This window comes from Oscillospiraceae bacterium, assembly GCA_015068525.1.
In the GTDB taxonomy this organism is placed as follows: domain Bacteria; phylum Bacillota; class Clostridia; order UMGS1840; family HGM11507; genus SIG450.
In genome coordinates this window covers 1-26,026 of sequence record SVKJ01000012.1, presented here as the reverse complement: position 1 = coordinate 26,026, position 26,026 = coordinate 1, and the positions used below count along the sequence as shown (strand labels likewise).

Below are 26,026 nucleotides of genomic sequence, written 5' to 3'. Positions count from 1 at the left end.
GATTAATGTTATGATTACACCAGCTATGGTTAAAGAATTAAGAGAATCAACCGGTTGTGGTATGATGGACTGTAAAAAAGCATTAACAGAAGCAAACGGTGATATGGAAAAAGCAACTGAAATCCTTAGAGAAAAAGGTCTTGCTGCTGCTCAGAAAAAAGCAGGAAGAATTGCCGCAGAAGGTATTGTTGCTGATTATAGAGACGACGAAGTTGCAGCGTTAATTGAAGTTAACTCTGAAACAGACTTCGTTGCTAAAAATGAAAGTTTTGTTGAATTTGTTTCAAACTTAGCAAAAATCGTTGCTAAAGAAAACCCTGCAGATATTGAAGCATTAAACGAATTAAAATATGATGCAGAAAATACAGTTGCTGATGCTTTAAGAGAAAAAATCTTAGTTATCGGCGAAAATATGAACATAAGAAGATTCGTAAGATATGCTGGTACAGTTGCTACTTATATTCATGGTGGCGGAAGAATCGGTGTTGCAGTTGAATTTGATACAGACGTTGCATCAAATCCTGGTTTTGCTGAGTTTGGTAAAGATATTGCAATGCAGATTGCTGCTGTTAAACCTCAGTATGTTTGCCAGTCAGAAGTTCCTTCTGAAATCGTAGAAAAAGAAAAGGAAATTCTTATGGCTCAGGCTTTAAATGAAGGTAAACCTCAGAATATTGCTGAAAAAATGGTTATGGGAAGAATTAACAAATTCTATAAAGAAGTATGTTTACTTGACCAGGAATATGTTAAAGATCCTGATTTATCAGTTAAAAAATATGTTGAAGCCAAAGCAAAAGAATTTGGCGGAAAAATTGAAATTAAATCTTTTGCAAGACTTGAAAAAGGCGAAGGCTTAGAAAAGAAAGAAGATAACTTTGCTGACGAAGTTGCAAGTATGATTAAATAATATTTAAATGAATATTAAAGAAGCGGGAGCTTGTGTTACAGGCTGAGAGGAAGGTATGACCTTCGACCGATAACCTGATTTGGATAATGCCAACGTAGGAATGTCTGTGTAATATTATAAGAAATACACGAATTAATGAAGCTGCCAAATCGGTGGCTTCTTTTTTATATATAAAAGTGAAATAAAATAGCGGGAGCTTGTATGACAGGCTGAGAGGAAGGTGTGACCTTCGACCGATAACCTGATTTGGATAATGCCAACGTAGGGATGCCTGATATGTGTTCTAAAATTATAGTAAATGTTGGAGGATGCCAAGTCGGTGTCCTCTTTTTTGTTTGCAAATCCTGCTGTTAAATTAATAAAATTTAAAGCCGAAATAAATTCGGAGAAAGAGGTAAATTATGTTTGGAAAATGTCTTGAAAATGTGAAGGAAAAAACACCCCTAATTCATAACATCACGAACTATGTTACAGTTAATGATGTTGCAAATACACTGCTTGCATCAGGAGGTAGCCCTATTATGTCTGATGAACCTGATGATGTTATGGATATTACATCTATTTGCGGAGGACTTAATATAAATATTGGAACACTGAATAAGAGAAGTATAGAGGCAATGTTTATTGCCGGTAAAAAATCAAAGGAACTTGGGCATATTGTACTTCTTGACCCTGTTGGTGCAGGTGCAAGTAAATTAAGAACTGAAATTGCACTTGATATTATGGATAAAATTAAACCTGATATTATAAGAGGGAATATATCGGAGATTAAAACTCTTGTATCAGGATTCGGAACAACCAAAGGTGTTGATGCTGATAATGCAGATATTGTAACAGAAGAAAATCTTGAGTGTATGATAGAGTTTGCAAAAGCATTTTCCAAAAAGACGGGAGCAGTTATTGCAATAACAGGTGCTATAGATTTGGTATCTGACAGCGAAAAGTGTTATATAATTCGTAATGGTTCTCCAATGATGAGTCGTATTACAGGAACAGGATGTATGCTGTCAGGACTTGCTGCAGCATACGCAGTTGCAAATCCTGATAATATAACCGAAGCAGTTGCGACAGCAGTGTGTCTTATGGGACTTGCAGGGGAAATTGGAGTGTCAAATATGAAAGACAATGAGGGTAATTCAAGCCTTCGTAATCACATTATAGATGCAATATACAATATGAATGCAGATAAACTTAATAAAGGAGCAAAATATGAAGTGCGATAAAAAATCATTGCTTTTATATGCAGTAACTGACCGTACATGGCTTAATGGAGAAACTTTGTATGAACAAGTTGAGAAAGCAATAAAAGGCGGAGTAACCTTTGTTCAACTTCGTGAGAAAAACCTTGATGAAAAAAGTTTTTTAAATGAAGCGTTAGAAATACAAATACTTTGTAAAAAGTACAACATTCCTTTTGTTATCAATGATAATGTTGAAATTGCAAGAAAAATAAATGCAGATGGTGTTCATGTAGGGCAGAGTGATATGAAAGCCGAAAATGTAAGAGCAATTCTTGGAAATGATAAGATACTCGGCGTATCAGCACAAACCGTTGAACAGGCATTGTATGCTCAAAAAGAAGGTGCTGATTATATTGGTGTAGGTGCTGTTTTTCCTACTGGTTCAAAATTGGATGCGGATAATGTAAGTCTTGATACATTAAAAGAAATATGCACTGCCGTCAATATTCCTGTAGTTGCAATTGGTGGAATTGGTGTTGACAATGTATCAAAACTTAAAAATAGCGGAATTTCTGGAATAGCAGTAATTAGCGCAATATTTGCATCGGATGATATTGAATTGGCAACAAAAAATTTAAAGGAAGAAACAAAAAAAGTTATTTTAAAGTGAGGAGAAAAAATGAAAACTGCATTGACAATTGCGGGAAGTGACTCAAGCGGTGGGGCAGGTATTCAAGCCGATATAAAAACTATGACAATGAATGGTGTTTATGCAATGAGTGTTATAACAGCACTTACTGCTCAAAATACAACAGGTGTTAGAGCAATTATGGAGTCAACTCCTGATTTTTTAAAACAACAATTGGATTCCGTTTTTGAGGATATTTATCCTGATGCCGTTAAAATAGGAATGATATCTTCAGGTGAACTAATTCATGTTGTTGCGGACAGTCTAAAACTTTATGAAGTAAAAAATGTTGTTCTCGATCCTGTTATGATAGCAACGAGTGGCTCTGCACTTATTAAAACAGATGCGGTTAGAACACTTACAAATGAACTTTTTCCATTGGCAACTATAGTTACGCCTAATATAAAAGAAGCATGTGTTCTGTCAGGTATAAATATTCAAACAAAAAAAGAAATGCTTTTGGCAGCAAGGTTTATTGGTGACAGGTTTGGTTGTGCTGTACTTTTAAAAGGCGGACATAGCATAAATGATGCAAATGATCTTTTATATGCAAACAAAGAATATCGTTGGTTCAAGGGAAAACGAATAGATAATCCAAATACACATGGTACAGGATGCACCTTATCTTCTGCTATCGCATCAAATCTTGCCAAAGGATTCACACTTGTTGAGTCTGTGCAAAGAGCAAAGGAATATATTTCGAATGCTATTTTAGCACAGCTTGATTTAGGACAAGGCTCCGGACCATTGATGCACAATTTTGATCTAAAATCATATTTTGCTGAGGGAAAGAACTGATTGAAGGGAAGTGATTTAATGAGAAATTATACAACACAAATGGATGCTGCAAAAAGAGGTATTGTAACATCTGAAATGAAGGTGGTTGCAAAAAAGGAATACAGAACAGCTGAGGAAATCAGAGAACTTGTTGCCAAAGGTCAGGTTGTAATTTGTGCAAATAAATTACATGCCTGTATTGATCCAAATGGAGTAGGCTCAATGCTGCGCACAAAAATTAATGTAAATATAGGCGTTTCCAAAGACTGCAAAGATTATGATATCGAAATTAAAAAGGTTATGGCAGCAGTAAATATGGGAGCAGAGGCTATAATGGATTTGTCTTCTCATGGAAATACTCAACCATTTAGACAAAAATTGATAAGAGAATGTCCGGCGATTATAGGAACAGTTCCGGTATATGACAGTGTAATACATTATCAACGAGATTTAAGTACACTTACCGCAAAGGATTTTATTGATGTTATAAGACTTCATGCACAAGATGGTGTTGATTTTGTAACTATCCATTGTGGTATCACAAGAAAAACAATAGAACAGATTAAGAACCATAAAAGAAAGATGAATATTGTGTCTCGTGGAGGCTCACTTGTATTTGCATGGATGAGCATGACAGGTGAAGAAAATCCGTTTTATGAATATTATGATGAAATACTTGATATTTGCCGTGAATATGATGTAACCATTTCACTTGGAGATGCTTGTCGGCCCGGATGTCTTGCAGATGCAAGTGATGTTTGCCAGATAGAAGAATTAGTAAGACTTGGAGAACTTACAAAGCGTGCTTGGGAAAAAGATGTTCAGGTTATGGTAGAAGGCCCGGGTCATATGCCTCTTGATCAGATTGAATCCAATATGAAACTTCAACAGACAATCTGTATGGGAGCACCGTTTTATGTGCTGGGTCCAATTGTAACGGATATTGCACCCGGTTACGACCATATAACTTCTGCAATCGGTGGAGCGATAGCGGCGTCTAATGGGGCAGCATTTCTTTGTTATGTAACGCCGGCAGAACACTTGGCTCTCCCGAATGTAGATGATGTAAAACAAGGAATTATTGCATCGAAAATTGCAGCACATGCAGCCGATATTGCAAAAAAGATTCCGCATGCGAGAGATATTGATGATAAAATGGCTGATGCAAGAAGAAATTTTGATTGGGAAAAACAATGGGAATACTCTATTGATCCTGAAACGGCAAAGAAAATACGTGATGACAGAAAACCTGAAATTGAAGAAAGTTGTTCTATGTGTGGCAAGTTTTGTGCGTTAAGAAGTATGAACAAGGCATTAAACGGTGAGTATATTGATATTTTATAAAATTAATATGGGTTTTTTAACATTTTTATTTTTGTTTAATATAATATAGTAGAAATAACAAATAAAGGTGTGTAATTATGTGGAACTGTTGGGGTAAAGGACTTGGAATATTACTTATGATTTTTGGAATCGGTTTAATTATAAGTTTTATTCTGCCTATGGAGTTTCTTGTAATTATACTGACTTTAATAGTTATATACATAGGCTTTTTAGTATTTAAGAATTGTCGGTAAAAAGGAGGGCTTTTATGAAAATTGTTGTTTATAAACCTACTAAATTTGTTGGTAAATTATTGAAAATGTTCTTTAAGATAAATTCTTAAATAAGTTTGTCCATTCTGAAACTTTTTTCCTATCCCTATGAAAAACAACAAATCTGATGATTTGTTGTTTTTTATATTAATTATTGTTATTTGCCAAGACAAAATCTTGAGAAAATGTTACTGATAATTTCTTCGCTTACAGTAAGTCCTGTGATTTCGCCAAGTTCCGAAATTGCATTTTCAATCTCTATTGATACTATATCAGGAAAAACGCCGGATTTAATATCATTAATAGCTTTTTCAATATATGAAAGGGTAATAGTCAATTTTTCAAAATGCCTTTCATTTGTTATATATAAATTTTCTTTTATATTTATTTCGCCATTTAAAATAGAGTGCTTAATCAGGTCTGTAAGCTCATTAATACCTGTTAATTCTTTTGCACTTGTTTCGATATATTTTGCATTGTTTATTATTTCTTTTACAGGTGTAATATCAAATTTATTATTTAAATCTGTTTTATTTAATATAACAAAAGTGTTTTTATCTTTAATTTTATTTGCAATTTCTATGTCTTCATCTGAAAGTTGAGATGATGAATCAATAATAAATAATATAAGATCGGCTTCATCTATCATCTCATAAGCTTTTTCAATCCCAAGACTTTCAACAATATCATCACTTTCTCTTATTCCTGCTGTATCAACAATATTTGCTTTAAGACCGTCAATATTAATTACTTCTTCCAAAGTATCTCTTGTAGTACCTGCAATATTTGTTACAATGGCACGATTTTCTTTTAATAGTGCGTTAAGAAGAGAAGATTTCCCGACATTAGGTTTTCCTGCAATAACGATTTTTGCCCCTTCTCTTATTATTTTACCTGTATTATATGTTTTAATAAGTTCATTTATTTTATCCTTCGATGATTCTAAAACATTTACAATATCTTTTGTTGTAATTTCGTCAATGTCTTCTTCGGGATAGTCAATAACTGCAATAATAGATGCGGTTGCATTTATTAAACTTTCTCTTATAGAGTTTATCTTTTCAGAGAGTTTTCCTTTTAATTGATTTTCGCCTGAATAAACATTATATTCATCGTTTGCATTTATGATGTCAATAATTGCTTCTGCCTGAGATAAATCAACTTTCCCATTTAAAAATGCTCTTTTTGTAAATTCACCGTTTTCAGCCATGCGCGCACCTGCACGTATTAACTCTTTTAAAATCATTTTTGTAACAGCCATACCTCCGTGACAGGATAGCTCGATGACATTCTCTCCCGTAAATGAGTTGGGAGCCTCAAATTTTGATAATAGAACCTCATCAATTTCATGACCATCTTTATCATATATATTCCCAAAAAGAATAGAAAAACTTTTCATATCATCTATTGTTTTTCCATACTTTGATTTAAATATTTTTTGAGAAATCAAAAAAGCATTTTCACCGCTTATTCTTATAACAGAAATTCCGCCTGTACCAATGGGCGTTGAAATTGCGCAAATCGTATCAAAAATCTTCATAATTATTCCTTTCATTAAACGTTTTACTTTATTATATAACAGTTTTTATAATCAATCAAGCCATATTTTAGTATAAAAGTCATAAAAAATTTTTAAAATATTTAATAATATTTTATAATTAAACAGTTGTAAAATAGAAAAAAATAGTGTATTATATAATTAGTTAATAATATTTACAAGAAGGTATGTAAAAATATGGATAAATTTATATATGTGGATAATGCTGCAACAACCAGATTGAAAAAAGAAGTTATTGATGAAATGATGCCGTATTTAGAAAGAGAATATGGTAACCCATCATCTATTTATAAGTTTGCTTCTAATTCAAAACGTGCTATAGAAAATGCACGCCAAAAAATTGCAAATGCTTTTAATGCAGACCCTAAAGAAATAATATTTACATCAGGTGCATCTGAAGCAGACAACTGGGCAATTAAAGGCATTGCAGATTCTATGAAGGATAAAGGCAATCATATTATTACAACAAAGATTGAACATCACGCAGTTCTTCATACAACTGAATTCTTAGAAAAGAACGGTTTTAGAGTAACATATCTTGATGTTGACGAAAACGGTCTTATTGATTTAAATCAACTTAAAAATGCAATTTGCGATAAAACAATTCTTATTTCAATTATTTTTGCAAATAATGAAATTGGAACGATACAGCCTATTAAAGAAATTGGTGAAATCGCAAAAGAACATAATATATTATTTCATACCGATGCTGTACAAGCAGTCGGAAATGTTAAAATAGATGTTAAAGAACTTAATATAGATTTAATGTCAGTTACTGCTCATAAAATATACGGACCTAAAGGTGTCGGTGCCCTTTATGTTAAAAAAGGTGTTAAACTTTTCCCATATATTCACGGCGGCGGTCAGGAAAAAGGCAGACGTGCCGGGACTGAAAATGTCGCAGGTATTGTCGGCTTTGGTAAAGCGATGGAATTAGCAGTTTCTAATATAGATAAAAAGGCAGAAAAAATATCTAAATTAAGAGATTTATATATAGATACAGTTTTAAAGGAAATCCCTTATGTCAGACTTAACGGTCACAGAACCCAAAGACTTTGCAACAATGCAAATATTTCCTTTAGGTTTATTGAAGGTGAAGCGTTGCTTTTATCCCTTGATTTAGTTGGTATATGTGCGTCAAGCGGTTCAGCGTGTACATCTGGTTCGCTTGACCCATCTCATGTGCTGCTTGCTATCGGGCTTCCTCATGAAATAGCACACGGGTCACTCAGAATAACATTTGGTGATTTTAATACTGAAGAAGAAGTTTACTATATTATAGAAAAATTAAAGGAAATTGTTGCAAGACTCAGAGCGATGTCTCCTTTATATGAGAGTGTAGAAAGGAATAAAGAAAATGTATAGTGATAAAGTAATGGATCATTTTTCAAATCCGAGAAATGTCGGAGAAATTGAAAACGCAAACGCAGTTGGCGAAGTAGGAAACGCTAAATGCGGAGATATTATGAAAATATATATGGACATTGAAGATGGTTTTATTAAAGATGTTAAATTTAAAACTTTTGGATGTGGTGCTGCTATTGCAACAAGCAGTATGGCAACTGAACTTGTTAAAGGGAAAAAAGTTGAAGATGCCTTAGAGATAACAAATAAAGCTGTTATTGAGGCTCTTGACGGATTACCTGCACCTAAAATTCATTGTTCCGTTTTAGCTGAAGAAGCTATAAAGGCAGCAATACTTGATTACTACGAAAGAAACGGAATGGATACATCTAAAATTACAGGATGCACTGGATGTTGCTCTAACTGTCATTCGTGCGGAGAAGGAGAATAAAATGTTATTTTCAAGTACAAGAGATAATAATTTAAAAGTTTCTTCCGCACAGGCTATAAAGCAAGGTTTGTCTTCTGAAGGTGGTTTGTTTGTTCCTGAGTCTTTTCCTCAGGTTGAACTTAATGAAATAGAAAACTTAATAAATAAAAGTTATAATGATATTGCAAAATTTGTTTTGTCAAAATATCTTACTGATTTTAGCAGTGAAGAACTTGATAATTGTATTAATTCTGCTTATTCAAAAGAAAAATTTGAAACGGAAGAAATTGCTCCGTTATATGAACTTAAAGACGGAGTGCATTTTTTGGAATTATGGCACGGACCAACCTGTGCTTTTAAAGATATGGCATTACAACTTCTTCCTCATCTTCTTACCACCTCTGTTAAAAAAACAGGAGAGGACAAACTGGTTACAATACTTGTCGCGACATCAGGAGATACCGGTAAGGCTGCCTTAGAGGGCTTTAAAGATGTTAAAGGAACTAAAATAATAGTTTTTTATCCTAAAGATGGAGTTTCTGATATTCAAAAATTACAAATGATAACACAGGAAGGAGATAATGTCCTGGTTAACGGTGTTGTCGGAAACTTTGATGATGCCCAAAATGGAGTTAAAAAGATTTTTACGGATGATGATTTTAAAAATGAATTATTTAAAAAAGGTGTTGTTTTATCATCTGCTAATTCAATAAACTTTGGAAGACTTGTTCCTCAGATTGTTTATTATTTTTCATCTTATATAACACTTTGTAAAGATGAAAAAATAAAAATCGGAGATAAAATCAATGTTGTTGTTCCTACAGGAAATTTTGGTAATATATTAGCAGCATATTATGCTAAAAAAATGGGACTTCCGATTGATAAATTAATTTGTGCATCAAATAAGAATAATGTTCTTACTGATTTTATAAATACAGGAATATATGATAAAAACAGAGAATTTAATTTAACTGTTTCTCCTTCTATGGATATCTTAATTTCAAGTAATCTTGAAAGATTGCTGTATGAAATAAGTGATAAAGACGATAAACTGATTTCAAAATATATGAGTGAACTTTCAAAAGAAGGAAAATATAAAATATCCGAAGATATGCAAAAAATTATTAAAGATAATTTTTATGGTGGATATTGCGATGATGAAAAAACAGTTGAAACTATTAAAGAAACATTTGATACATATAACTATCTAATCGATACTCATACTGCGGTCGCAAAAGCTGTATATGATAAATATGTTTTTGAAACAAATGATTTAAAACCTGTTGTTATTGCATCAACTGCAAGTCCTTATAAATTTTTAAACAGCGTTATAGGTGCAGTTTCACCGACTTATGATTTAAATAAGAATGATTTTTGCAAACTTGAGGACTTATCTGATATGACAGGTACAACGATTCCTAAGTCATTAAAAGAACTGAAAGACAAAAAAATTAAGTTTAATAATATTTGCAAAAAAGAAGAAATGAAGAAAACTGTTAAATCGGGGCTTAATATGTAAAAGCCGGGATATACCGGCTTTTTTGCTAATTTTTAGAAACGAAGGTATCGCAACAAGTTTCTTTAGAACAACTAGCACTTGGATTTCCTACCATAATTTCTGATGCTTCACATTCGTCGTTTTCGTTGTGATATTTGCAGTGGCATGCTTTACAATAAATTTTGTTATCCATAGTATTAATCCTTTCTTTATTGTGAATATAACAAGGCTTTTAGAAATACCGGTAATTTAAATTACTTTAGAATTTCTTAAGGTTCTTGTTTAAAATAAGGAGCTTTTTACTCCGTATTAATATTATATAACATCAGGAGAAAAATATAATGGCATTATTTACTATTTCAGATTTGCACCTTTCTCTTAATACAAATAAATCGATGGAAGTTTTTGGCGGAGTATGGAAAGATTACATAGAGAAACTTGAATATAATTGGAATAATTTAGTAAAAAAAGACGATCTTGTTGTTATTCCCGGAGATATTTCGTGGGAAACATATTTAGAAGATGCTGTTTTGGATTTTAAATTTTTAGATAATCTGAACGGTCAAAAAATTATTTCAAAAGGAAATCATGACTTCTGGTTTCTTACAGTTAACAAGTTGTATAATTTTTTTAATGAAAATAATATTTCAACTATTAAAATGCTCCACAATAATTTTTATACTTATAAAAATGTCGCAATATGTGGAACGAAAGGTATTGATATAACAAAAAAGCCTACAACTGAAGAGGCAATAAAGATTGAGAACAGGGAAGCGGGAAGGCTTGAAAAATCAATACTTGATGCCAAGAAAGCAGGATTTGATGATGTGCTTGTATTTATGCATTATCCGCCTGTTATTAAAGAAGGAAAATATAACAACAATTTGTTTTATTATATATTAAAGGAATACGGTATAAAAAAATGCTATTACGGTCATCTTCATTCAAGGAGCCATCATCTTGCTTTTTGCGAGGAGATTGATGGGATTTTGTTTGAACTGATATCCAGTGATTATCTTAATTTTACACCAAAGAAAATTTTGTAAAATAATAGTAGAAATTTTAAAAAATATATGATATAATATCTAATTAGTGAGTTATATTAGGGAGGAAAACTAAAATGAACTATTCTATTAAAGAGAATAACAAAAAGGAAGCAACTTTAGAAATTGTTGTTTCAAGTGAAGAATTTCAAAAAGGATTAGATTTTGCTTTTAACAAAAATAAAAAGTATTTTTCTATTCCTGGATTCAGAAAAGGCAAAGTGCCAAGAAAAATGGTTGAAAAATATTATGGAGTTGAAGTGCTTTATGAAGATGCAGTTAATGAAATCATTCCTGCAAAATACGAAGAAGCAGCTAAAGACTCTAAGTTAGACATTGTTTCTAAACCTGAAGTTGATATTACAAGCATCAGTGTTGAAGAAGGTTTTGTATTTACTGCAAAAGTTACTTTAAAACCTGAAGTGGCAATAAAAGGATATAAAGGTATAAAAGCGAAGAAAAACGAGTATACTGTAAAAAGTGATGATGTAAATAAAGAAATCGATGCTTTAAAAGAAAAAACAGCAAGAATTATTGAAAAAGAAGACGGCGAAGTTGAAAAAGGCGATATCGTTAATATAGACTATGAAGGTTTCTGCGATGGAGTTGCTTTTTCGGGCGGAAAAGCTGAAAACTTTGATTTAACAATCGGTTCAGGTCAGTTTATACCTGGTTTTGAAGATGCTCTTTTAGGTGCTAAATTAGTTGAAACTGAAATAAATGTAAAATTCCCTAAGGAATATCATGCTGAAGATTTAAAAGGTAAAGATGCAACATTTAAAATCAAAGTAAATAAGATTTCGAAAAAAGAATATCCTGAACTTGACGATGATTTTGCAAAAGATGTAAGTGAATTTGATACTTTTAAAGAACTTAAAGCAGACATTAAGAAGAAATTAACCGAAAATGCAAAACAAAGAACCAAGCAGGAATTTGAAAATGCAGTTTTAGAAAAAGTTGTAGAACTTGTTAAAGTTGAAATTCCTGACTGTATGATAGAAGAAAGATGTGAATCTTTAGCAAATGACTTTGGTTATAGACTGCAATCTCAGGGTATGGAACTTTCTAAATATCTTGAATATACAGGTATGACTAACGAAGCATTTAAAAACCAGTTTAAAGACAGAGCAGAAAGTCAGGTTAAAATGACTTTAGCACTTTCAGAAATTGCAAACAAGGAAAAAATTGAAGTTTCTGAAAAAGATGTTGAAAAAGAATTAACTAAGATGGCTGAAAGTTATAATATGGAAGTTGATAAGATTAAACAGTTTATCAACCCTGATGACTTAAAAGAAGATCTTAAAATGTCAAAAACTGTTGAATTTTTAGTTGAAAATGCTGTAGCTGAAGAAGAAACAGCAGAAAAGAAACCTGCTACTAAGAAAACAACTGCTAAAAAAGAAACAGAAAAAGCACCTGCTAAAAAAACAACTACTACTAAAAAAACTGCTGAAAAAGAAACAGAAAAAGCACCTGCTAAAAAGACTACAACCAAGAAAACAACAACTACTAAAAAAGCAGATAAATAGTATTTTAATTGAGGTTTAAAATTTTGGTTTTAAACCTCAAAACTATAGGCACTCGGGAGTTGAACCCCTTATGCCTTAAACTTGTTAAATTTTAATCTTTTTAATTTGGCGTCCTCGTAAGGCGACGGCCTGACATCGTCCTTCGCATTAAAAATCTTAGAAATTTCCCTGCGTTTAAGGTCGAAGAGTTTAAAATTCAGAAATTTTGTTTTAGACAAAGAAATTTCAAGGATAATACTTTCGTATATTCGCAGGAATTTCTGCCGTATTAAGCGAAATTTCTAATTTTAAACCATAAGGTGTTCGACTTCCGAGTGCCTAAAATTAATTTATAACGGAGGCGATTATTATGGCATTGGTACCATACGTTTTAGAACAAACAAGCAGAGGTGAAAGGTCGTATGACATATACTCCCGTTTGCTTAAAGACAGAATTATTTTTTTATCAGAAGAAGTTAATGACGTAACAGCAAGTTTAATAGTTGCTCAATTGTTATTTTTAGAGGGAGAAGATCCTGAAAAAGATATAAGTTTTTATATTAACAGTCCGGGTGGTTCAATTACTGCAGGAATGGCTATTTATGATACAATGCAGTATATTAAACCTGATGTATCGACAATTTGTGTTGGTATGGCTGCAAGTATGGGTGCATTTTTATTATCAAGCGGTGCAAAAGGTAAAAGATTTGCACTTCCTAACAGTGAAATAATGATTCACCAACCTTTAGGAGGAACACAAGGTCAGGCTACAGATATTCAGATTCACGCTGAAAGAATTATAAAAATGAAAAAACATTTGAATGAAATTTTAAGTGCTAATACAGGCAAACCTTATGATATTATCTGTAAAGATACCGAAAGAGATAATTTTATGTCTGCTTACGAAGCCAAAGAATATGGTTTAATAGACAAAGTTATTGAAAAAAGATAAAAGGAGAATTTATGGATAAAAATAAGATAGAAAAGAGCCGTTGCTCTTTTTGTGGTAAAACATCTGATATGGTTGATAAAATCATTGCAGGTCCAAATGCCAATATATGTAATGAGTGTGTTGAACTTTGTAATGAAATTGTCTTTTCAGAAATAGATGATTCGGAAAAATATTCAAACGATAACGGACCACTTTTAAAACCTGCTGAAATAAAGGATATCTTAGACCAGTATGTTGTTGGTCAGGAGGAAGCAAAAAAGGCTCTGTCTGTTGCTGTATATAATCATTATAAAAGAATAAATTCCAAGATAAAATATGAAGATGTTGAAATTCAAAAAAGTAATATAATGGTGCTTGGTCCAACAGGATGTGGCAAAACACTTCTTGCACAAACACTTGCAAAAATATTAAATGTTCCTTTTGCGATTGCTGATGCAACAACACTTACCGAAGCAGGTTATGTCGGAGAAGATGTTGAAAATATTTTATTAAGACTTATTCAGGCAGCGGATTATGATGTTGAACTTGCTGAAAAAGGAATAATATATATTGATGAAATTGATAAAATCGCAAGAAAAAGCGAAAATCCTTCTATAACAAGAGATGTTAGCGGCGAAGGAGTTCAACAAGCACTTCTTAAAATTTTAGAAGGTACTGTTGCTTCTGTACCTCCGCAGGGTGGAAGAAAACATCCTCATCAGGAATTTATTCAGATTGATACATCGAACATTCTTTTTATATGCGGCGGAGCGTTTGATGGTATTGAAAAAATCATAGAACAAAGAGTTGGAAAAAGTACATTAGGTTTTAACTCTGATATTATAATAAAGAGTGATAAATCAAATAATATTCTTAAGAAGATTATGCCTCAGGATTTACTTAAATTTGGTCTTATTCCTGAATTTATAGGCAGAGTACCCGTTATTGTTACTCTTGATAATCTTGATGAAAAAGCGCTTGTATCTGTGCTTAATGAACCTAAGAATTCACTTGTTAAACAGTATAAAAAATTATTTGAATTTGACGGTGTATTATTAGAGTTTGAAGATGATGCTCTTAAAAACATTGCCAAAGAGGCTATAAAGAGAAATACAGGTGCCAGAGGATTAAGAGCGATTATAGAAGAAATTATGCAGGAAACTATGTTTGAAGTTCCGTCACTCAGGAATGTTGAAAAAGTTATTGTTACAAAAAAGGCTTCTTTAAAGACTGAAAAACCTGTTATAATTAAAAAAGAAACGAAAAAACAAATATCTTCTTAAAAAAAGCCTTTTATAAGGCTTTTTTTCTTGAAATTTTTAATGATATTATATATAATAAAAATAGTAATAAGTAGGAGGATAATTAATATGGATATAAAATTCGGACCGGGAGGAAATCCACTCGCTTTTTCTGAGGCAGGGTATAAATCATCTGTTGATATGCCCGAGTATTTAAATTCAATTGGTCTTAATGCTTATGAATATCAATGCAATAAAGGTGTTAAAATATCGGAAAAAACTGCTTCTTTGTTATGTGAAAAAGCAAAAGAAAATAATATTTATCTTTCTGTTCACAGCCAGTATTATATAAGTTTGTCAAGCATTGAGGAAGAAAAGCGAAATAAGAGTATTGAATATATAATGGACTCACTGAGAATATCGAAAGTTCTTGATGCAAAAAGAATTGTTGTTCACAGTGGCTCTTGCTCTAAAATATCAAGAGAAGAAGCACTTTTTTATGCAAAGGATACCTTGAAAAAAACAATTGAACGAGCAAAAAGTGAAGGGTATTATGATATTCATATTTGTCCTGAAACAATGGGAAAAATCAATCAGTTAGGAAATCTTGATGAAGTTATAGAACTTTGTCTTGTTGATGATTCGTTTCTTCCTACAATAGATTTCGGGCATCTTAATTCAAGAACATTTGGAAGCATCAGAACAAAAGAGGATTATGAAGAAATTTTAAATAAGATAGAAAATAAATTAGGTAAAGACAGACTCAAAATATTCCATTCTCATTTTTCTAAAATAGAATATTCTCAAAATGGCGGAGAAGTGAAACACTTAACTTTCTCAGATGATGTTTATGGCCCTCAGTTTGAACCTTTGGCTGAAATAATATACAAAAAAGGTCTTACTCCTGTTATTATATGTGAATCTGCAGGAACACAGGGGATTGATGCTTTATATATGAAAGAATGTTATGAAAGGATGAATAAATAATGAAAAAAATTTTGGTTATTAACGGTCCTAATCTTAATATGTTGGGTATAAGAGAAAAGGATATTTATGGCACATTATCGTTAGATAGTATAAATGAAATGCTTTTAAAAAAAGCAGAAGAATTAAAATGTGAAATATCTTTTTTTCAAAGTAATATTGAAGGCGAAATTATTAATGCAATTCATTCTGCTTATGGTAAAATTGATGGTATAATTATAAATCCGGGTGCTTATTCTCATTACTCCGGAGCTATATTAGATGCAATAAAAGCAGTTAACATTGATACTATTGAAGTTCATATCTCCAATGTTTTTAAAAGGGAAGAACACAGGCAGACTCTTATGACTGCAAAAGCCTCAAAAGCCTTGATAAGCGGATTTGGAGCGTATTCATATATTCTTGCACTGGAAGGGCTAATAAATGGATAAAAGACTTCTAAGAATAAAAGAAAAACTTCTAACAAACAACTGTGACGGATATATTGTTACAAATGACAGTGAAATAAGATATATTTCAGGATTAAAATCCTCTAACATTTTGCTTTTAATTACAAATAATAAATCTTATGTTCTATCTGACGGAAGATATAAATATATGATTGAACGTCAGGAAATATTTGAACCTGTATGTGTTACTAAATCAATTATAGAAAGCGTATGTGATTTGGTAAAAGAACTTAATCTTAAAAAGGTAATGATTGATCCTGAATATATAAATCACAAAAACTATAAAAAATTGTCTGAAAAAATAAACTTGGTCGATTGTGAAAATATAACTAAAGAATTACGAATTGTAAAAACTAAGGAAGAGATTGAAAATATAAAAAAAGCACAGGAAATTAGTGAAAAAGCCTTTTTATATGTATTAAAAACCATTAAAGCGGGAGATACTACCAGTAAAATCGCATCACTTCTTAACTATAAAATGAATGAGTTAGGAAGCGAGGAGCCTGCTTTCTCAACAATTGTTGTAAATGAAGAGGAAAGTGCTGACTGTCATGGAGTTCCAAGTAATAAAAAAATTTGTGACGGAGATTTTATATTGTTTGATTTTGGTGCAACTTATAATGGATACAGAAGTGATATGACAAGAACAGTTGCATTTGGCACTGTAAACGAAGAAAAAAAGAAAATTTACGATATAGTTTATAATGCGCATATTCTTTCTTCCAAAGCACTAAAACCAGGTGTGAAATGTTCTGATATTGATAAAATTGCAAGAGATTATATTGAAAGTTTTTCATATAAAGATTATTTTATTCATTCTTTAGGGCATGGAGTGGGTATTGATATTCATGAATTTCCAACCCTGAGCGCAAAGAGTGAAGATGTTTTAAAAGAAGGTATGGTTGTAACAGTTGAACCGGGACTTTATTTTAAAAATAAATTTGGTATAAGAATAGAAGATACTTATATTATTACAAATAATGGTGCTGAATCTATAGCAAAAATTGATAAAAACCTTATTATTATATAAATATTGTAAAAAAGACTTGCTTTTTTTGGTATTTTTTATTACAATAAATATGTATGAATATAAAAAAATATGAGAGGGGAATTATACAATGATAACAGCAGGCGATTTTAGAAACGGCGTTACATTTGAAGAAGATGGAAACGTATGCCAGATAGTTGAATTCCAACATGTAAAACCTGGTAAAGGAGCGGCTTTTGTAAGAGCAAAAGTAAGAAACGTTATAACAGGCGGTGTTGTTGAAAAAACATACAGACCAACAGATAAATTTGAAAAAGCTCATATCGAAAGAAAAGATATGCAGTATCTTTATAATGATGGTGAGTTATTCTATTTTATGGACGTTGAAACATACGACCAGATGCCACTTAGCGAAAATCAGTTAGGTGATGCTTTAAAATTTGTTAAAGAAAATGAAATGGTAAAACTTTTAATATACAAAGGTAATGTATTCGGTGTTGAACCACCTAACTTTGTTGAACTTGTTGTTACCGAAACAGAACCTGGATTTAAAGGTGATACTTCTACAGGTGCTACAAAACCTGCTACATTAGAAACAGGTGCTACTATCAATGTTCCGCTTTTCATTGATATTGACGATGTTATAAGAGTTGATACAAGAACCGGTACTTATATGGAAAGAGCATAATCTTAGGAGGATATATATTATGGAAAATTTAACAGAAAAAGTATCTTACTTAAAAGGTCTTTGTGATGGATTAGAGATTAATCATGAAACAAAAGAAGGCAAAATGATAATCGGAATTTTAGATGTTCTTGATGAAATGGCTGCTACAATTTGTGATATTGATGATGAACAGTTTGAAATGCAAGAACTTATAGATGAAATTGACGAAGATTTAGGAAGCCTTGAAGAAGAATTTTATGGAGATTGTGATTGCGATTGCGGTTGTGACGATTGTGATTGTGATGAAGACTCTGAATTTTTCGAATTGGAATGTCCAAACTGCGGCGAAACTATTTGTTTTGAAGACAGTGAATTATTTAATGACGGTGTAGTTTGTCCAAACTGCGGCGAAGAAATTGATTTAGATTTTGATTGCGACTGTGATTGTGAAGATTGCGATTGTCAAGAATAATTAAAAATATTAAAAAAGATTCTCCGATAATCACATTGGGAGAATCTTTTTTTAATAATATGGCTGATTACTAAGGAGCATAATAATGGAAATAATAGATTCACATTGTCATATATATCCTGAAAAAATTGCCAATAAAGCAGTTGGTGCAATAGGTGATTTTTATGGGATTGAAATGAAATGTAAGGGAACGAGTGCTGAACTTCTTGAAATTCTTAATAAGAATAATATTACAAAAGCAGTTATCCATTCAACTGCTACTAAACCTGAGCAAGTTCCGAGTATAAATGATTTTATAATTAACACAGTTGAAAATTCTGATAAATTTATCGGTTTTGGCACAATGCACCCTGATTATGATAAATTGGATGAAGAATTTGATAAAATGTTAAAAAACGGATTAAAAGGTATAAAAATTCATCCCGATTTTCAAATGAGAAATATAGATGATAAGAGTATGGATACTATTTACGAAATAGTCGGAGATAAAATGCCTGTTCTTTTTCATATAGGGGATAAGAGGAAAGATTTTTCTAATCCTCAAAGACTTAAGAACGTTATGAAACGGTTTCCGAAATTAAAACCTATTGCAGCGCATTTGGGCGGATATTCAGTTTGGCTGGAGGCTTTGGAAATTTTAAAAGATGAAAATGTCTGGGTGGATACTTGTTCGTCTTTTAATTTTTTGGATGACAGTACTATTATAAAACTTATAAATACATACGGAATCGAGAAGGTTTTATTTGCAACCGATTATCCAATGTGGGATTTTAATAAAGAATATGAAAGGCTTATGTCTTTAAACCTTAAAAATTCAGATTTAGAGAAGATTTTTTCTAAAAACATAAAATCACTTATAAATATTTAATTGGAGTAAAATTATGCAAAATAAAGATATTTGCGCTATTGTGCTTGCTGCGGGAAGTGGCAGCAGAATGAATAATATAAAAAAGCAGTTTTTAAAAGTTAATGATAAACCACTTATATATTATTCCCTTAAAACATTATCTTGTTGTGATAATATAAAGAATATTATTGTTGTAACAAAAGAAGAAGATATTGAATATACAACCAATATAATAAAAGAATACAATTTTAAAAAAGTAATTAAAACAATTAAAGGCGGTGCTTTAAGACAAGACTCGGTTTACTCAGGACTTAAGTGTGTACCGGAAGAATTTGAGTATGTTTTAATTCATGACAGTGCAAGACCATTTATTAAAAAAGAAGACGTTTTAAATGTTATTAATGATGGTATAAAGTATAATTCTGCAACTTTAGGCGTTAAAGTTAAAGATACAGTAAAAGAAATTGATAATGACGGATTTGTAAATAAAACCTTAGACCGTGACAAACTTGTTAATATTCAAACGCCTCAGGTTGTTAATAAAAATATGCTTGTGGAAGGTTTTAATAAATTTAATGACCGTATATTTACAGATGATACAAGCATCCTTGAGACAATGGGTATTAAAACGAAAATTACTTTTGGCGATTATTCCAATATTAAAATAACAACAAAAGAAGATTTAATATATTTAAAGGATTTGATATAAATGAGAATAGGGTTTGGATATGATGTTCACAAGTTTTCAAAAGATAGAAAACTCATAATAGGCGGTGTTGAAATTCCTTTTGAACTTGGTCTTTTAGGTCATTCTGATGCAGATGTTTTGGTTCATGCAATAATGGATGGAATGCTTGGCGCGTTGGCGTTAGGGGACATTGGAAAGCATTTTCCCGATACGGATGAATTATATAAAGGGATATCAAGTATTAAACTTCTTTCTTATGTTAATTCGCTGATAAAAGAAAAGGGCTATAAAATAGGGAACATTGATTCAATTATTGTATGTGAAAAGCCTAAAATGGCACCTTTTATAGATTCTATGAGAGATATTTTATCCAATGTTTTAGAAACTGATAAGGATAATATATCCGTAAAGGCTACAACTGAAGAAAAAATGGGGTTTACAGGACGAATTGAAGGGATTAAAGCATATAGTGTATGCTTACTTATAAAAATATGAAAAAGAAATATTATTATATAGATTTTTTAAGAATATTTTCTATGTTTGCAGTTGTGTTTTTACATACTGCATCTGACATTTTAAGAACTGAATATAATGAAGCGGTATGGCATTTTTCTAATATTTTAACATCGCTTTTTAGCGTTTCAGTACCAATATTTTTTATGATATCAGGTGCGATGCTTTTGTCAGGCGAAAAATCAAGTTCAATAAAAGATTTATATAGGATAAGATTAAAAAAGATAGTGTTACCATTTTTATTCTGGTCACTATTTGCTTTGATTTACTATTTCTTAACCGAATATATATATTATGGTACATTGAATTTTTCCGCTTTAAAATATAGAGTAACACATTTTTTAAGCGAACCTGTTACTATTCACTTGTGGTTTATGTATGCTCTTATTCCTATATATATTATATTGCCATTTTTAAAGATTTTAGTTGATAATATTAATAAAAAGCAAAGTTTATATTTGTTTTTAATCTGGTTAGTCTTCAGTGTTCTTGCAACAACTGCACAAAACTTTTTGCCGGGAGAATATAAATCTTTAGTTACATTTAATTATTCTTTTAACTTAAATATTATAGGAGGTTATGTCGGTTTTTTTGTTTTGGGATATTATCTTCATAATATAGATTTTAAAGTTAAAAGGAAATATTTGATTATATTTATTATTTTAGATATTTTTATTATATCATTAGGAACATATATTTTATATATATTAAAAAACGGTTATTTTGAAAACTTTAAAGTTTATTCAGGTATTTTTACCGCATCTTTATCTATAGCAGTATTTTTGCTTTTTAAAGATATATTTAAGAATAAAGAAAATGTTAAATGTCCTAAGTTACTTAATATAGTGAGTGAAACATCTTTTGGGATATATCTTATTCATAACCTTGTTATAAATTTCTTTAACTTAAATTATTTTATTCAGCCTGAAGGTGGAATATTATTTTTGTTATTAAGATTTATATTGATTTATTTAACTTCATTTGTTGTTATTTATGTTTTATCTTTAATAAAACCGCTATGCTTTATTGCTACAGGTACAAAATACAGAGGTCGTATAAATGAGAAAAATTAACATACCCATTTTTGTCAGTCATCAGGGTTGTCCTAATGATTGTATATTTTGTAATCAAAAAAAAATAACAGGTGTTTATAAAAAAGAAAAAGAAGAGGAAATTAAAGATAAAATTTCTTCGTTTCTTGAAACTTGCGATGAAAATTCTGAAATTGAAATATCATTTTTTGGAGGAAGTTTTACAGGGATAGATATTGAAGAACAAAATATGTATCTTAATGTTGCAGGTACTTTCTTTTATGATAAAAGAATAAAAGGGATACGAATTTCTACCCGTCCTGACTATATTTCTTATGATATTTTAGAAAATTTATTAAAAAAAGGTGTAACAACTATTGAACTTGGTGTTCAGTCTATGAATGACAATGTTCTTAATATGAATAAAAGAGGGCTTACATCTAAACAAACCGTAGATGCTGTTAAAAAAATTCGCGAATATAATTTTAATTTAGGGCTGCAAATGATGGTAGGAATGTATGGCTCAACGTATGATGACGATATTTTTACTTGTGAGGAAATAATAAAATTAAAGCCTGATTTTGTTAGAATATATCCGACTGTTGTAATAAAAGAAACAAAATTGTATGACTTATATAACTGTAAAGCATATATACCTTACAGTTTGGATGAAGCGGTTGAAATAAGCGCAAAGTTACTTTCAAAGTTTCAAAATGCCAATATTGATGTTATAAGAATAGGACTTATGGCAGGCGAGGATATAAATGAGAATAACGTATATGGACCATATCATTCTTCGTTCAGAGAACTTGTTGAAAGTTACATCTATTACAATAAAATAAAGGATGATATTTTAAAATTAAATACAGACAGTATAGTTATAAAATGTAACAAAAAATTAGTTTCTAAAATTATAGGTAATAAGAAAGCAAATATTAAGAAACTTAAAGAAGAATTTAATTTAAAGTCATTAAAAGTTTTAGAAAGCGATATATCAGAATATATTATAACAGATGATAAATGACTTAATAGGAGTATTTATGGAAGAAAGAAAAGACAGAGTAGTTTTAATCGGTGCATCAATAGGAGATAAAAGCCTTAATGATACTGATGAAGCATCTATGAAAGAACTTTGTGAACTTGTTAAAACTGCAAATGGTGAAGTTGTCGGTGAGGTTATTCAGAATATTAAAACTATTGACCCTTCGACTTTTATCGGAAGCGGAAAAGTTTTGGAAATCAAAGAATTTATTGATGCCAACGATGTTAATATGGCTGTTTTTGATACTGAATTATCAGGCTCTATAACTAAAAATCTTGAAAATCAGTTAGGTGTTTCAGTTATTGACAGAAGCCGTCTTATTCTTGACATATTTGCGTTAAGAGCAAAGTCAAAAGAAGGCAAATGTCAGGTTGAACTTGCACAACTTAAATATATCTTGCCAAGATTATCCGGAATAGGGCAGAGTCTATCCCGTTTGGGCGGTGGTATAGGAACAAGAGGGCCGGGTGAAACAAAACTTGAAAGTGACAGGCGTCATATAAGAAGAAAAATAGAACATCTGACGGAAGAGTTAAAAGAAATAGAAAATCATAGAAGTAATATAAGAAAAAAAAGGACAGAAGATTCTATTCCTGTTGTTGCACTTGTTGGTTATACAAATGTCGGAAAATCATCTCTCCTTAATCTGCTTACTAAGAGTAATGATGCGTATGTTGAAAATAAACTTTTTGCAACTTTAGACCCGCTTATGAGAAAAATAACACTTCCTGATAAAACGGAATTTATAATTTGTGACACAGTCGGGTTTATAAGAAAACTTCCTCATCATTTGATAGAAGCGTTTAAGTCTACTTTAGAAGAAACTAAGTATGCTGACTTGATTATTCATCTTGTGGATGCTTCGAATGATGAAATTGATAAATCCATTGAGGTTGTAAATAAACTTATAAATGAACTGAATGAAGATAATAAACCTGTTATTACGGTGTTTAATAAATGCGATATTAAAGAACCTCCTCTTTATTATCAGGATATGAATTCAGTCAATATTTCAGTAAAACAAAATAAAAATATAGATGGTCTTATTAAAAAAATTCAAGAAGTAATTTTCAGTTCTAAAAAAAGGTTAAAAGTTACCATCCCGTTTTCAGACGGTAACATTCTGGGGCTTATATATAAAACATCAACTATAATTTCAGAAGAATCGAAAGAAGACGGATTTCATCTGGAAGTCGTTTGCGATATAGAAATATATAATAAAATTAAAAGGTATGAAAATGGAGAAGTATAAAACTGTAAAAGAATATGCGGAATGTGAAATTATTGAAAAGAAATCAAGATTTATAGGTTATATATGTCCTGTCAGCACTGAAAAAGAAGCACTTTCGTTTATTTCAAAAATCAGCAAAATGAATTGGGATGCAACACACAATGTATATGCATATAAAGTGAATGAAGGGAATATATCAAGATGTTCTGATGATGGCGAACCTGCTAAAACAGCAGGGGCTCCAATACTTGATGTTATAGAAAAAGAAGAACTGACGGATTTATGTGTAGTTGTTACAAGGTATTTTGGAGGTACACTGCTTGGTACCGGCGGACTTGTCAAAGCATATTCCAAAGCAGGAAAAGATGTTATAAATGTGTCAGGGATTGTAACTAAACAATTATCGGTAAAATTTGTTGTATCTATTCCGTATCATTTGCTTGGAAAATATGAGAATGAATTTAAAAATTATGATGTAATAATACTGGAAAAAGAATTTTCTGATACTGTAGATATACTTGGTATATGCAAAGATGATAAATTTGATGTTTTAAATAAAAAAATATCCGAAATATCGGGAGGTCAGTTTTTACTTATAGAAACTGAAAAACTGTTTTATGGCTTTTAGAATACTTTTAAATACTTTAATGCATAATAAATGTATTAAAGTATTTTTTTATAAAAAAGGGTGTTTTTTATGATAGAAAGCAGTTTGATTTTAAATATAGAAAAGGCAAGAAGCATACTGCCTGTTTCGGAAAGTTTTGATATTTTAGAAAAGAAATATAAAATAGGCGGAAAAGAATCGTGTTTTTACTTTGTTGACGGTTTTGTAAAAGGAAGCGTTATGCAAAGAATAATGGACTTTCTATATGCAATAGATCCTTCGGTTATGGCAGGATATAAAAGTGCGCAGGATTTTATAGATCATCATTTTCCCTATGTTGAGGTTGAAACAACTAATAAATGGGATGATGTTATAAAAGAACTCTTAAGCGGAAAATCTATATTATTTATTGATGGATATTCCGATGCAATTTTTATTGATTTAAGAAGTTATCCTTCAAGAACAACAGAAGAACCTGACAAAGAAAAAACTTTGAGAGGTTCGAAAGATGGTTTTGTAGAAACTATCGTTGTAAATACGGCACTTGTAAGAAGGAGAATAAGAGATCCTAAACTTATATTTAAAATTAAAGAATTAGGCGAACGAAGTAAACTTGACGTTGCTGTCGGTTATATTGATGATCTGGTAGATAAAAAACTTTTAAAAAAAGTTGAAGATGAAATCGATAACATTAAAATTAAAAGTATAACAATGGCACAACAGGGACTTGTTGAAACAATAACAAGAAAATCAGTATTAAACCCTTATCCTAAAGTAAGATATACCGAAAGGCCTGATGTGGCTGCGGCGTCAATCTTAGAGGGAAAAATTGTTGTGTTTGTCGATAATTCACCTCTTGCAATAATACTTCCTACTTCAATTTTCGATTTTGTTCAGGCAGCAGAAGACTTTTATTTTCCTCCTGTTATTGGTGGATACTTACGAATAATAAGAAATATATTTTTCCTTGCATCGTACTTTTTCATTCCTTTGTGGTTGTTTTTTATGAATAATGAAAACTTAGTTCCCGAATGGCTTAGTGTAATAAAAATTGCCGAAAGAAACAGTGTACCTCTTATTATACAGATTTTGCTTCTTGAATTTGCAATTGATGGCTTGAAAATTGCATCCGTGAATACTCCAAACAGCCTTGTTAGTTCCTTCAGTATTATAGGAGCATTGCTTTTAGGTGAATTTGCTGTTAAAACAGGGTGGTTTGTCCCTGATACTATTCTTTATATGTCTATAGTTGCACTTGCTAATTTTGCACAACCAAGTGTTGAATTGGGGTATGCATTAAAATTTATGAGAATAATTACAACTATTTTAACTGAATTCTTCGGGTTGTATGGACTGATTGGAGGAACGGTTTTTGCAGTGGTTATATTATGTACAACAAGGGCTATTAATAATAAAGGCTATTTATACCCGCTTATACCTTATAATAAAAAAGATCTTGAGATGGTTCTATTAAGAAAAAGGTTAAAATCAAAAAAATAATCTTAAGAATTTCATAAAATTACCTCTAATATATTTTGAAATATGTTTAATAATAATAGTGTAATGAATTTACTCATTACTTAAAAATTATTAAAGGGGTGAAATGAAAATGGCTAAAAAAACATTAGTACCACAGGCAAAAGCAGGTCTTGAAAAATTTAAAATGGAAGCTGCTTCTGAAGTTGGTGTTAATTTATCAAATGGTTACAATGGTGATTTAACAGCAAGAGAAGCAGGTTCTATCGGCGGACAAATGGTTAATCTGATGATGCCAGAACAACAATGGAAGTTCCAAAGAATTAACCG

At 31.1% G+C, this 26,026-nt stretch carries 28 protein-coding genes and 2 riboswitches; of the genes, 26 read left to right on the top strand and 2 right to left on the bottom strand.

The window, feature by feature from the left end; translation table 11 throughout:
• Positions 1 to 10: 10 nt before the first annotated feature.
• From E7419_05465 to thiC, 5 genes are all read left to right on the top strand, one after another.
• A complete protein-coding gene (locus E7419_05465; GenBank protein MBE7014637.1) occupies positions 11 to 907 on the top strand; it encodes an elongation factor Ts in 897 nt (298 codons plus the stop codon).
• A gap of 12 nt (positions 908 to 919) precedes the next feature.
• Positions 920 to 1,026, top strand: a riboswitch (TPP riboswitch).
• A 60-nt stretch (positions 1,027 to 1,086) separates the two neighbouring features.
• A riboswitch (TPP riboswitch) is annotated at positions 1,087 to 1,192 on the top strand.
• Between the two features lie 116 nt (positions 1,193 to 1,308).
• Positions 1,309 to 2,130, top strand: a complete 822-nt coding sequence (thiM, locus tag E7419_05460) for a hydroxyethylthiazole kinase (protein ID MBE7014636.1) — start codon at positions 1,309 to 1,311, stop codon at positions 2,128 to 2,130.
• Positions 2,117 to 2,758: a thiamine phosphate synthase gene (locus tag E7419_05455; GenBank protein MBE7014635.1), complete on the top strand. Its 642-nt coding sequence runs from the start codon at positions 2,117 to 2,119 to the stop codon at positions 2,756 to 2,758. The genes thiM and E7419_05455 overlap by 14 nt, the downstream gene beginning before the upstream one ends.
• Positions 2,759 to 2,767: 9 nt before the next feature.
• Entirely contained in the window at positions 2,768 to 3,574 is an 807-nt protein-coding gene (gene thiD / locus E7419_05450) for a bifunctional hydroxymethylpyrimidine kinase/phosphomethylpyrimidine kinase (GenBank protein ID MBE7014634.1), read from the top strand.
• A gap of 18 nt (positions 3,575 to 3,592) precedes the next feature.
• Entirely contained in the window at positions 3,593 to 4,897 is a 1,305-nt protein-coding gene (thiC, locus tag E7419_05445) for a phosphomethylpyrimidine synthase ThiC (protein ID MBE7014633.1), read from the top strand.
• A gap of 408 nt (positions 4,898 to 5,305) precedes the next feature.
• Here the strand turns inward: thiC and mnmE are convergent, their stop codons facing one another.
• Entirely contained in the window at positions 5,306 to 6,688 is a 1,383-nt protein-coding gene (mnmE, locus tag E7419_05440; protein MBE7014632.1) for a tRNA uridine-5-carboxymethylaminomethyl(34) synthesis GTPase MnmE, read from the bottom strand.
• 195 nt (positions 6,689 to 6,883) lie between these two features.
• Here mnmE and nifS point away from each other — a divergent pair, with 195 nt between their 5' ends.
• Genes nifS through E7419_05425 form a run of 3 tightly spaced genes read left to right on the top strand, consistent with a single transcriptional unit; the run spans position 6,884 to position 9,999 of the window.
• The gene (nifS, locus tag E7419_05435; protein ID MBE7014631.1) at positions 6,884 to 8,071 is read left to right on the top strand and encodes a cysteine desulfurase NifS; all 1,188 of its coding nucleotides are present in this window, start codon (positions 6,884 to 6,886) and stop codon (positions 8,069 to 8,071) included.
• Positions 8,064 to 8,501: a Fe-S cluster assembly scaffold protein NifU gene (gene nifU / locus E7419_05430; protein MBE7014630.1), complete on the top strand. Its 438-nt coding sequence runs from the start codon at positions 8,064 to 8,066 to the stop codon at positions 8,499 to 8,501. Before nifS ends, nifU begins: the two co-directional genes overlap by 8 nt.
• A 1-nt stretch (position 8,502) precedes the next feature.
• Complete coding sequence (locus tag E7419_05425; protein MBE7014629.1) at positions 8,503 to 9,999, top strand: threonine synthase; 1,497 nt, start codon at positions 8,503 to 8,505, stop codon at positions 9,997 to 9,999.
• A gap of 25 nt (positions 10,000 to 10,024) precedes the next feature.
• Here the strand turns inward: E7419_05425 and E7419_05420 are convergent, their stop codons facing one another.
• Entirely contained in the window at positions 10,025 to 10,171 is a 147-nt protein-coding gene (locus E7419_05420) for a DUF1540 domain-containing protein (GenBank protein ID MBE7014628.1), read from the bottom strand.
• A gap of 148 nt (positions 10,172 to 10,319) precedes the next feature.
• Here E7419_05420 and E7419_05415 point away from each other — a divergent pair, with 148 nt between their 5' ends.
• The 18 genes from E7419_05415 to E7419_05330 all read left to right on the top strand — a co-directional run.
• Positions 10,320 to 11,024: a serine/threonine protein phosphatase gene (locus E7419_05415; protein MBE7014627.1), complete on the top strand. Its 705-nt coding sequence runs from the start codon at positions 10,320 to 10,322 to the stop codon at positions 11,022 to 11,024.
• A 74-nt stretch (positions 11,025 to 11,098) separates the two neighbouring features.
• Positions 11,099 to 12,550 (top strand): trigger factor, encoded by a 1,452-nt coding sequence (locus tag E7419_05410; GenBank protein ID MBE7014626.1) that lies wholly within the window; start codon positions 11,099 to 11,101, stop codon positions 12,548 to 12,550.
• Between the two features lie 349 nt (positions 12,551 to 12,899).
• Positions 12,900 to 13,481: an ATP-dependent Clp endopeptidase proteolytic subunit ClpP gene (gene clpP, locus E7419_05405; GenBank protein MBE7014625.1), complete on the top strand. Its 582-nt coding sequence runs from the start codon at positions 12,900 to 12,902 to the stop codon at positions 13,479 to 13,481.
• Between the two features lie 11 nt (positions 13,482 to 13,492).
• A complete protein-coding gene (gene clpX, locus E7419_05400) occupies positions 13,493 to 14,743 on the top strand; it encodes an ATP-dependent Clp protease ATP-binding subunit ClpX (GenBank protein ID MBE7014624.1) in 1,251 nt (416 codons plus the stop codon).
• Positions 14,744 to 14,830: 87 nt separating this feature from the next.
• Entirely contained in the window at positions 14,831 to 15,688 is an 858-nt protein-coding gene (locus tag E7419_05395) for an endonuclease IV (GenBank protein ID MBE7014623.1), read from the top strand.
• Positions 15,688 to 16,116: a type II 3-dehydroquinate dehydratase gene (aroQ, locus tag E7419_05390; GenBank protein ID MBE7014622.1), complete on the top strand. Its 429-nt coding sequence runs from the start codon at positions 15,688 to 15,690 to the stop codon at positions 16,114 to 16,116. Before E7419_05395 ends, aroQ begins: the two co-directional genes overlap by 1 nt.
• Positions 16,109 to 17,164 (top strand): aminopeptidase P family protein, encoded by a 1,056-nt coding sequence (locus E7419_05385; protein MBE7014621.1) that lies wholly within the window; start codon positions 16,109 to 16,111, stop codon positions 17,162 to 17,164. The genes aroQ and E7419_05385 overlap by 8 nt, the downstream gene beginning before the upstream one ends.
• Before the next feature lie 88 nt (positions 17,165 to 17,252).
• Entirely contained in the window at positions 17,253 to 17,810 is a 558-nt protein-coding gene (gene efp, locus E7419_05380; protein ID MBE7014620.1) for an elongation factor P, read from the top strand.
• Positions 17,811 to 17,829: 19 nt separating this feature from the next.
• Complete coding sequence (locus E7419_05375) at positions 17,830 to 18,261, top strand: hypothetical protein (protein ID MBE7014619.1); 432 nt, start codon at positions 17,830 to 17,832, stop codon at positions 18,259 to 18,261.
• A gap of 85 nt (positions 18,262 to 18,346) precedes the next feature.
• The gene (locus E7419_05370) at positions 18,347 to 19,129 is read left to right on the top strand and encodes an amidohydrolase (protein ID MBE7014618.1); all 783 of its coding nucleotides are present in this window, start codon (positions 18,347 to 18,349) and stop codon (positions 19,127 to 19,129) included.
• A 13-nt stretch (positions 19,130 to 19,142) separates the two neighbouring features.
• The gene (gene ispD, locus E7419_05365; GenBank protein MBE7014617.1) at positions 19,143 to 19,817 is read left to right on the top strand and encodes a 2-C-methyl-D-erythritol 4-phosphate cytidylyltransferase; all 675 of its coding nucleotides are present in this window, start codon (positions 19,143 to 19,145) and stop codon (positions 19,815 to 19,817) included.
• Positions 19,818 to 20,291 (top strand): 2-C-methyl-D-erythritol 2,4-cyclodiphosphate synthase, encoded by a 474-nt coding sequence (locus E7419_05360; protein ID MBE7014616.1) that lies wholly within the window; start codon positions 19,818 to 19,820, stop codon positions 20,289 to 20,291.
• Positions 20,270 to 21,382, top strand: coding sequence for an acyltransferase (locus tag E7419_05355; GenBank protein ID MBE7014615.1), 1,113 nt, complete (start codon positions 20,270 to 20,272; stop codon positions 21,380 to 21,382). Before E7419_05360 ends, E7419_05355 begins: the two co-directional genes overlap by 22 nt.
• Complete coding sequence (locus E7419_05350; protein MBE7014614.1) at positions 21,369 to 22,364, top strand: radical SAM protein; 996 nt, start codon at positions 21,369 to 21,371, stop codon at positions 22,362 to 22,364. The genes E7419_05355 and E7419_05350 overlap by 14 nt, the downstream gene beginning before the upstream one ends.
• Positions 22,354 to 23,634, top strand: coding sequence for a GTPase HflX (hflX, locus tag E7419_05345; GenBank protein MBE7014613.1), 1,281 nt, complete (start codon positions 22,354 to 22,356; stop codon positions 23,632 to 23,634). The genes E7419_05350 and hflX overlap by 11 nt, the downstream gene beginning before the upstream one ends.
• Positions 23,621 to 24,241, top strand: a complete 621-nt coding sequence (locus E7419_05340) for a YigZ family protein (GenBank protein MBE7014612.1) — start codon at positions 23,621 to 23,623, stop codon at positions 24,239 to 24,241. The genes hflX and E7419_05340 overlap by 14 nt, the downstream gene beginning before the upstream one ends.
• Positions 24,242 to 24,310: 69 nt before the next feature.
• The gene (locus tag E7419_05335) at positions 24,311 to 25,720 is read left to right on the top strand and encodes a spore germination protein (protein ID MBE7014611.1); all 1,410 of its coding nucleotides are present in this window, start codon (positions 24,311 to 24,313) and stop codon (positions 25,718 to 25,720) included.
• Positions 25,721 to 25,823: 103 nt separating this feature from the next.
• The coding region (locus E7419_05330; protein ID MBE7014610.1) for an alpha/beta-type small acid-soluble spore protein at positions 25,824 to 26,026 on the top strand (203 nt) is incomplete at its 3' end.

Excerpts from the sequence above, each read along its gene's own strand:
- E7419_05465 (MBE7014637.1), top strand. The coding sequence starts at position 11 with ATGATTACACCAGCTATGGTTAAAGAATTAAGAGAATCAACCGGTTGT.
- thiM (MBE7014636.1), top strand. The coding sequence starts at position 1,309 with ATGTTTGGAAAATGTCTTGAAAATGTGAAGGAAAAAACACCCCTAATT.
- E7419_05455 (MBE7014635.1), top strand. The coding sequence starts at position 2,117 with ATGAAGTGCGATAAAAAATCATTGCTTTTATATGCAGTAACTGACCGT.
- thiD (MBE7014634.1), top strand. The coding sequence starts at position 2,768 with ATGAAAACTGCATTGACAATTGCGGGAAGTGACTCAAGCGGTGGGGCA.
- thiC (MBE7014633.1), top strand. The coding sequence starts at position 3,593 with ATGAGAAATTATACAACACAAATGGATGCTGCAAAAAGAGGTATTGTA.
- mnmE (MBE7014632.1), bottom strand. The coding sequence starts at position 6,688 with ATGAAGATTTTTGATACGATTTGCGCAATTTCAACGCCCATTGGTACA.
- nifS (MBE7014631.1), top strand. The coding sequence starts at position 6,884 with ATGGATAAATTTATATATGTGGATAATGCTGCAACAACCAGATTGAAA.
- nifU (MBE7014630.1), top strand. The coding sequence starts at position 8,064 with ATGTATAGTGATAAAGTAATGGATCATTTTTCAAATCCGAGAAATGTC.
- E7419_05425 (MBE7014629.1), top strand. The coding sequence starts at position 8,503 with ATGTTATTTTCAAGTACAAGAGATAATAATTTAAAAGTTTCTTCCGCA.
- E7419_05420 (MBE7014628.1), bottom strand. The coding sequence starts at position 10,171 with ATGGATAACAAAATTTATTGTAAAGCATGCCACTGCAAATATCACAAC.
- E7419_05415 (MBE7014627.1), top strand. The coding sequence starts at position 10,320 with ATGGCATTATTTACTATTTCAGATTTGCACCTTTCTCTTAATACAAAT.
- E7419_05410 (MBE7014626.1), top strand. The coding sequence starts at position 11,099 with ATGAACTATTCTATTAAAGAGAATAACAAAAAGGAAGCAACTTTAGAA.
- clpP (MBE7014625.1), top strand. The coding sequence starts at position 12,900 with ATGGCATTGGTACCATACGTTTTAGAACAAACAAGCAGAGGTGAAAGG.
- clpX (MBE7014624.1), top strand. The coding sequence starts at position 13,493 with ATGGATAAAAATAAGATAGAAAAGAGCCGTTGCTCTTTTTGTGGTAAA.
- E7419_05395 (MBE7014623.1), top strand. The coding sequence starts at position 14,831 with ATGGATATAAAATTCGGACCGGGAGGAAATCCACTCGCTTTTTCTGAG.
- aroQ (MBE7014622.1), top strand. The coding sequence starts at position 15,688 with ATGAAAAAAATTTTGGTTATTAACGGTCCTAATCTTAATATGTTGGGT.
- E7419_05385 (MBE7014621.1), top strand. The coding sequence starts at position 16,109 with ATGGATAAAAGACTTCTAAGAATAAAAGAAAAACTTCTAACAAACAAC.
- efp (MBE7014620.1), top strand. The coding sequence starts at position 17,253 with ATGATAACAGCAGGCGATTTTAGAAACGGCGTTACATTTGAAGAAGAT.
- E7419_05375 (MBE7014619.1), top strand. The coding sequence starts at position 17,830 with ATGGAAAATTTAACAGAAAAAGTATCTTACTTAAAAGGTCTTTGTGAT.
- E7419_05370 (MBE7014618.1), top strand. The coding sequence starts at position 18,347 with ATGGAAATAATAGATTCACATTGTCATATATATCCTGAAAAAATTGCC.
- ispD (MBE7014617.1), top strand. The coding sequence starts at position 19,143 with ATGCAAAATAAAGATATTTGCGCTATTGTGCTTGCTGCGGGAAGTGGC.
- E7419_05360 (MBE7014616.1), top strand. The coding sequence starts at position 19,818 with ATGAGAATAGGGTTTGGATATGATGTTCACAAGTTTTCAAAAGATAGA.
- E7419_05355 (MBE7014615.1), top strand. The coding sequence starts at position 20,270 with ATGCTTACTTATAAAAATATGAAAAAGAAATATTATTATATAGATTTT.
- E7419_05350 (MBE7014614.1), top strand. The coding sequence starts at position 21,369 with ATGAGAAAAATTAACATACCCATTTTTGTCAGTCATCAGGGTTGTCCT.
- hflX (MBE7014613.1), top strand. The coding sequence starts at position 22,354 with ATGATAAATGACTTAATAGGAGTATTTATGGAAGAAAGAAAAGACAGA.
- E7419_05340 (MBE7014612.1), top strand. The coding sequence starts at position 23,621 with ATGGAGAAGTATAAAACTGTAAAAGAATATGCGGAATGTGAAATTATT.
- E7419_05335 (MBE7014611.1), top strand. The coding sequence starts at position 24,311 with ATGATAGAAAGCAGTTTGATTTTAAATATAGAAAAGGCAAGAAGCATA.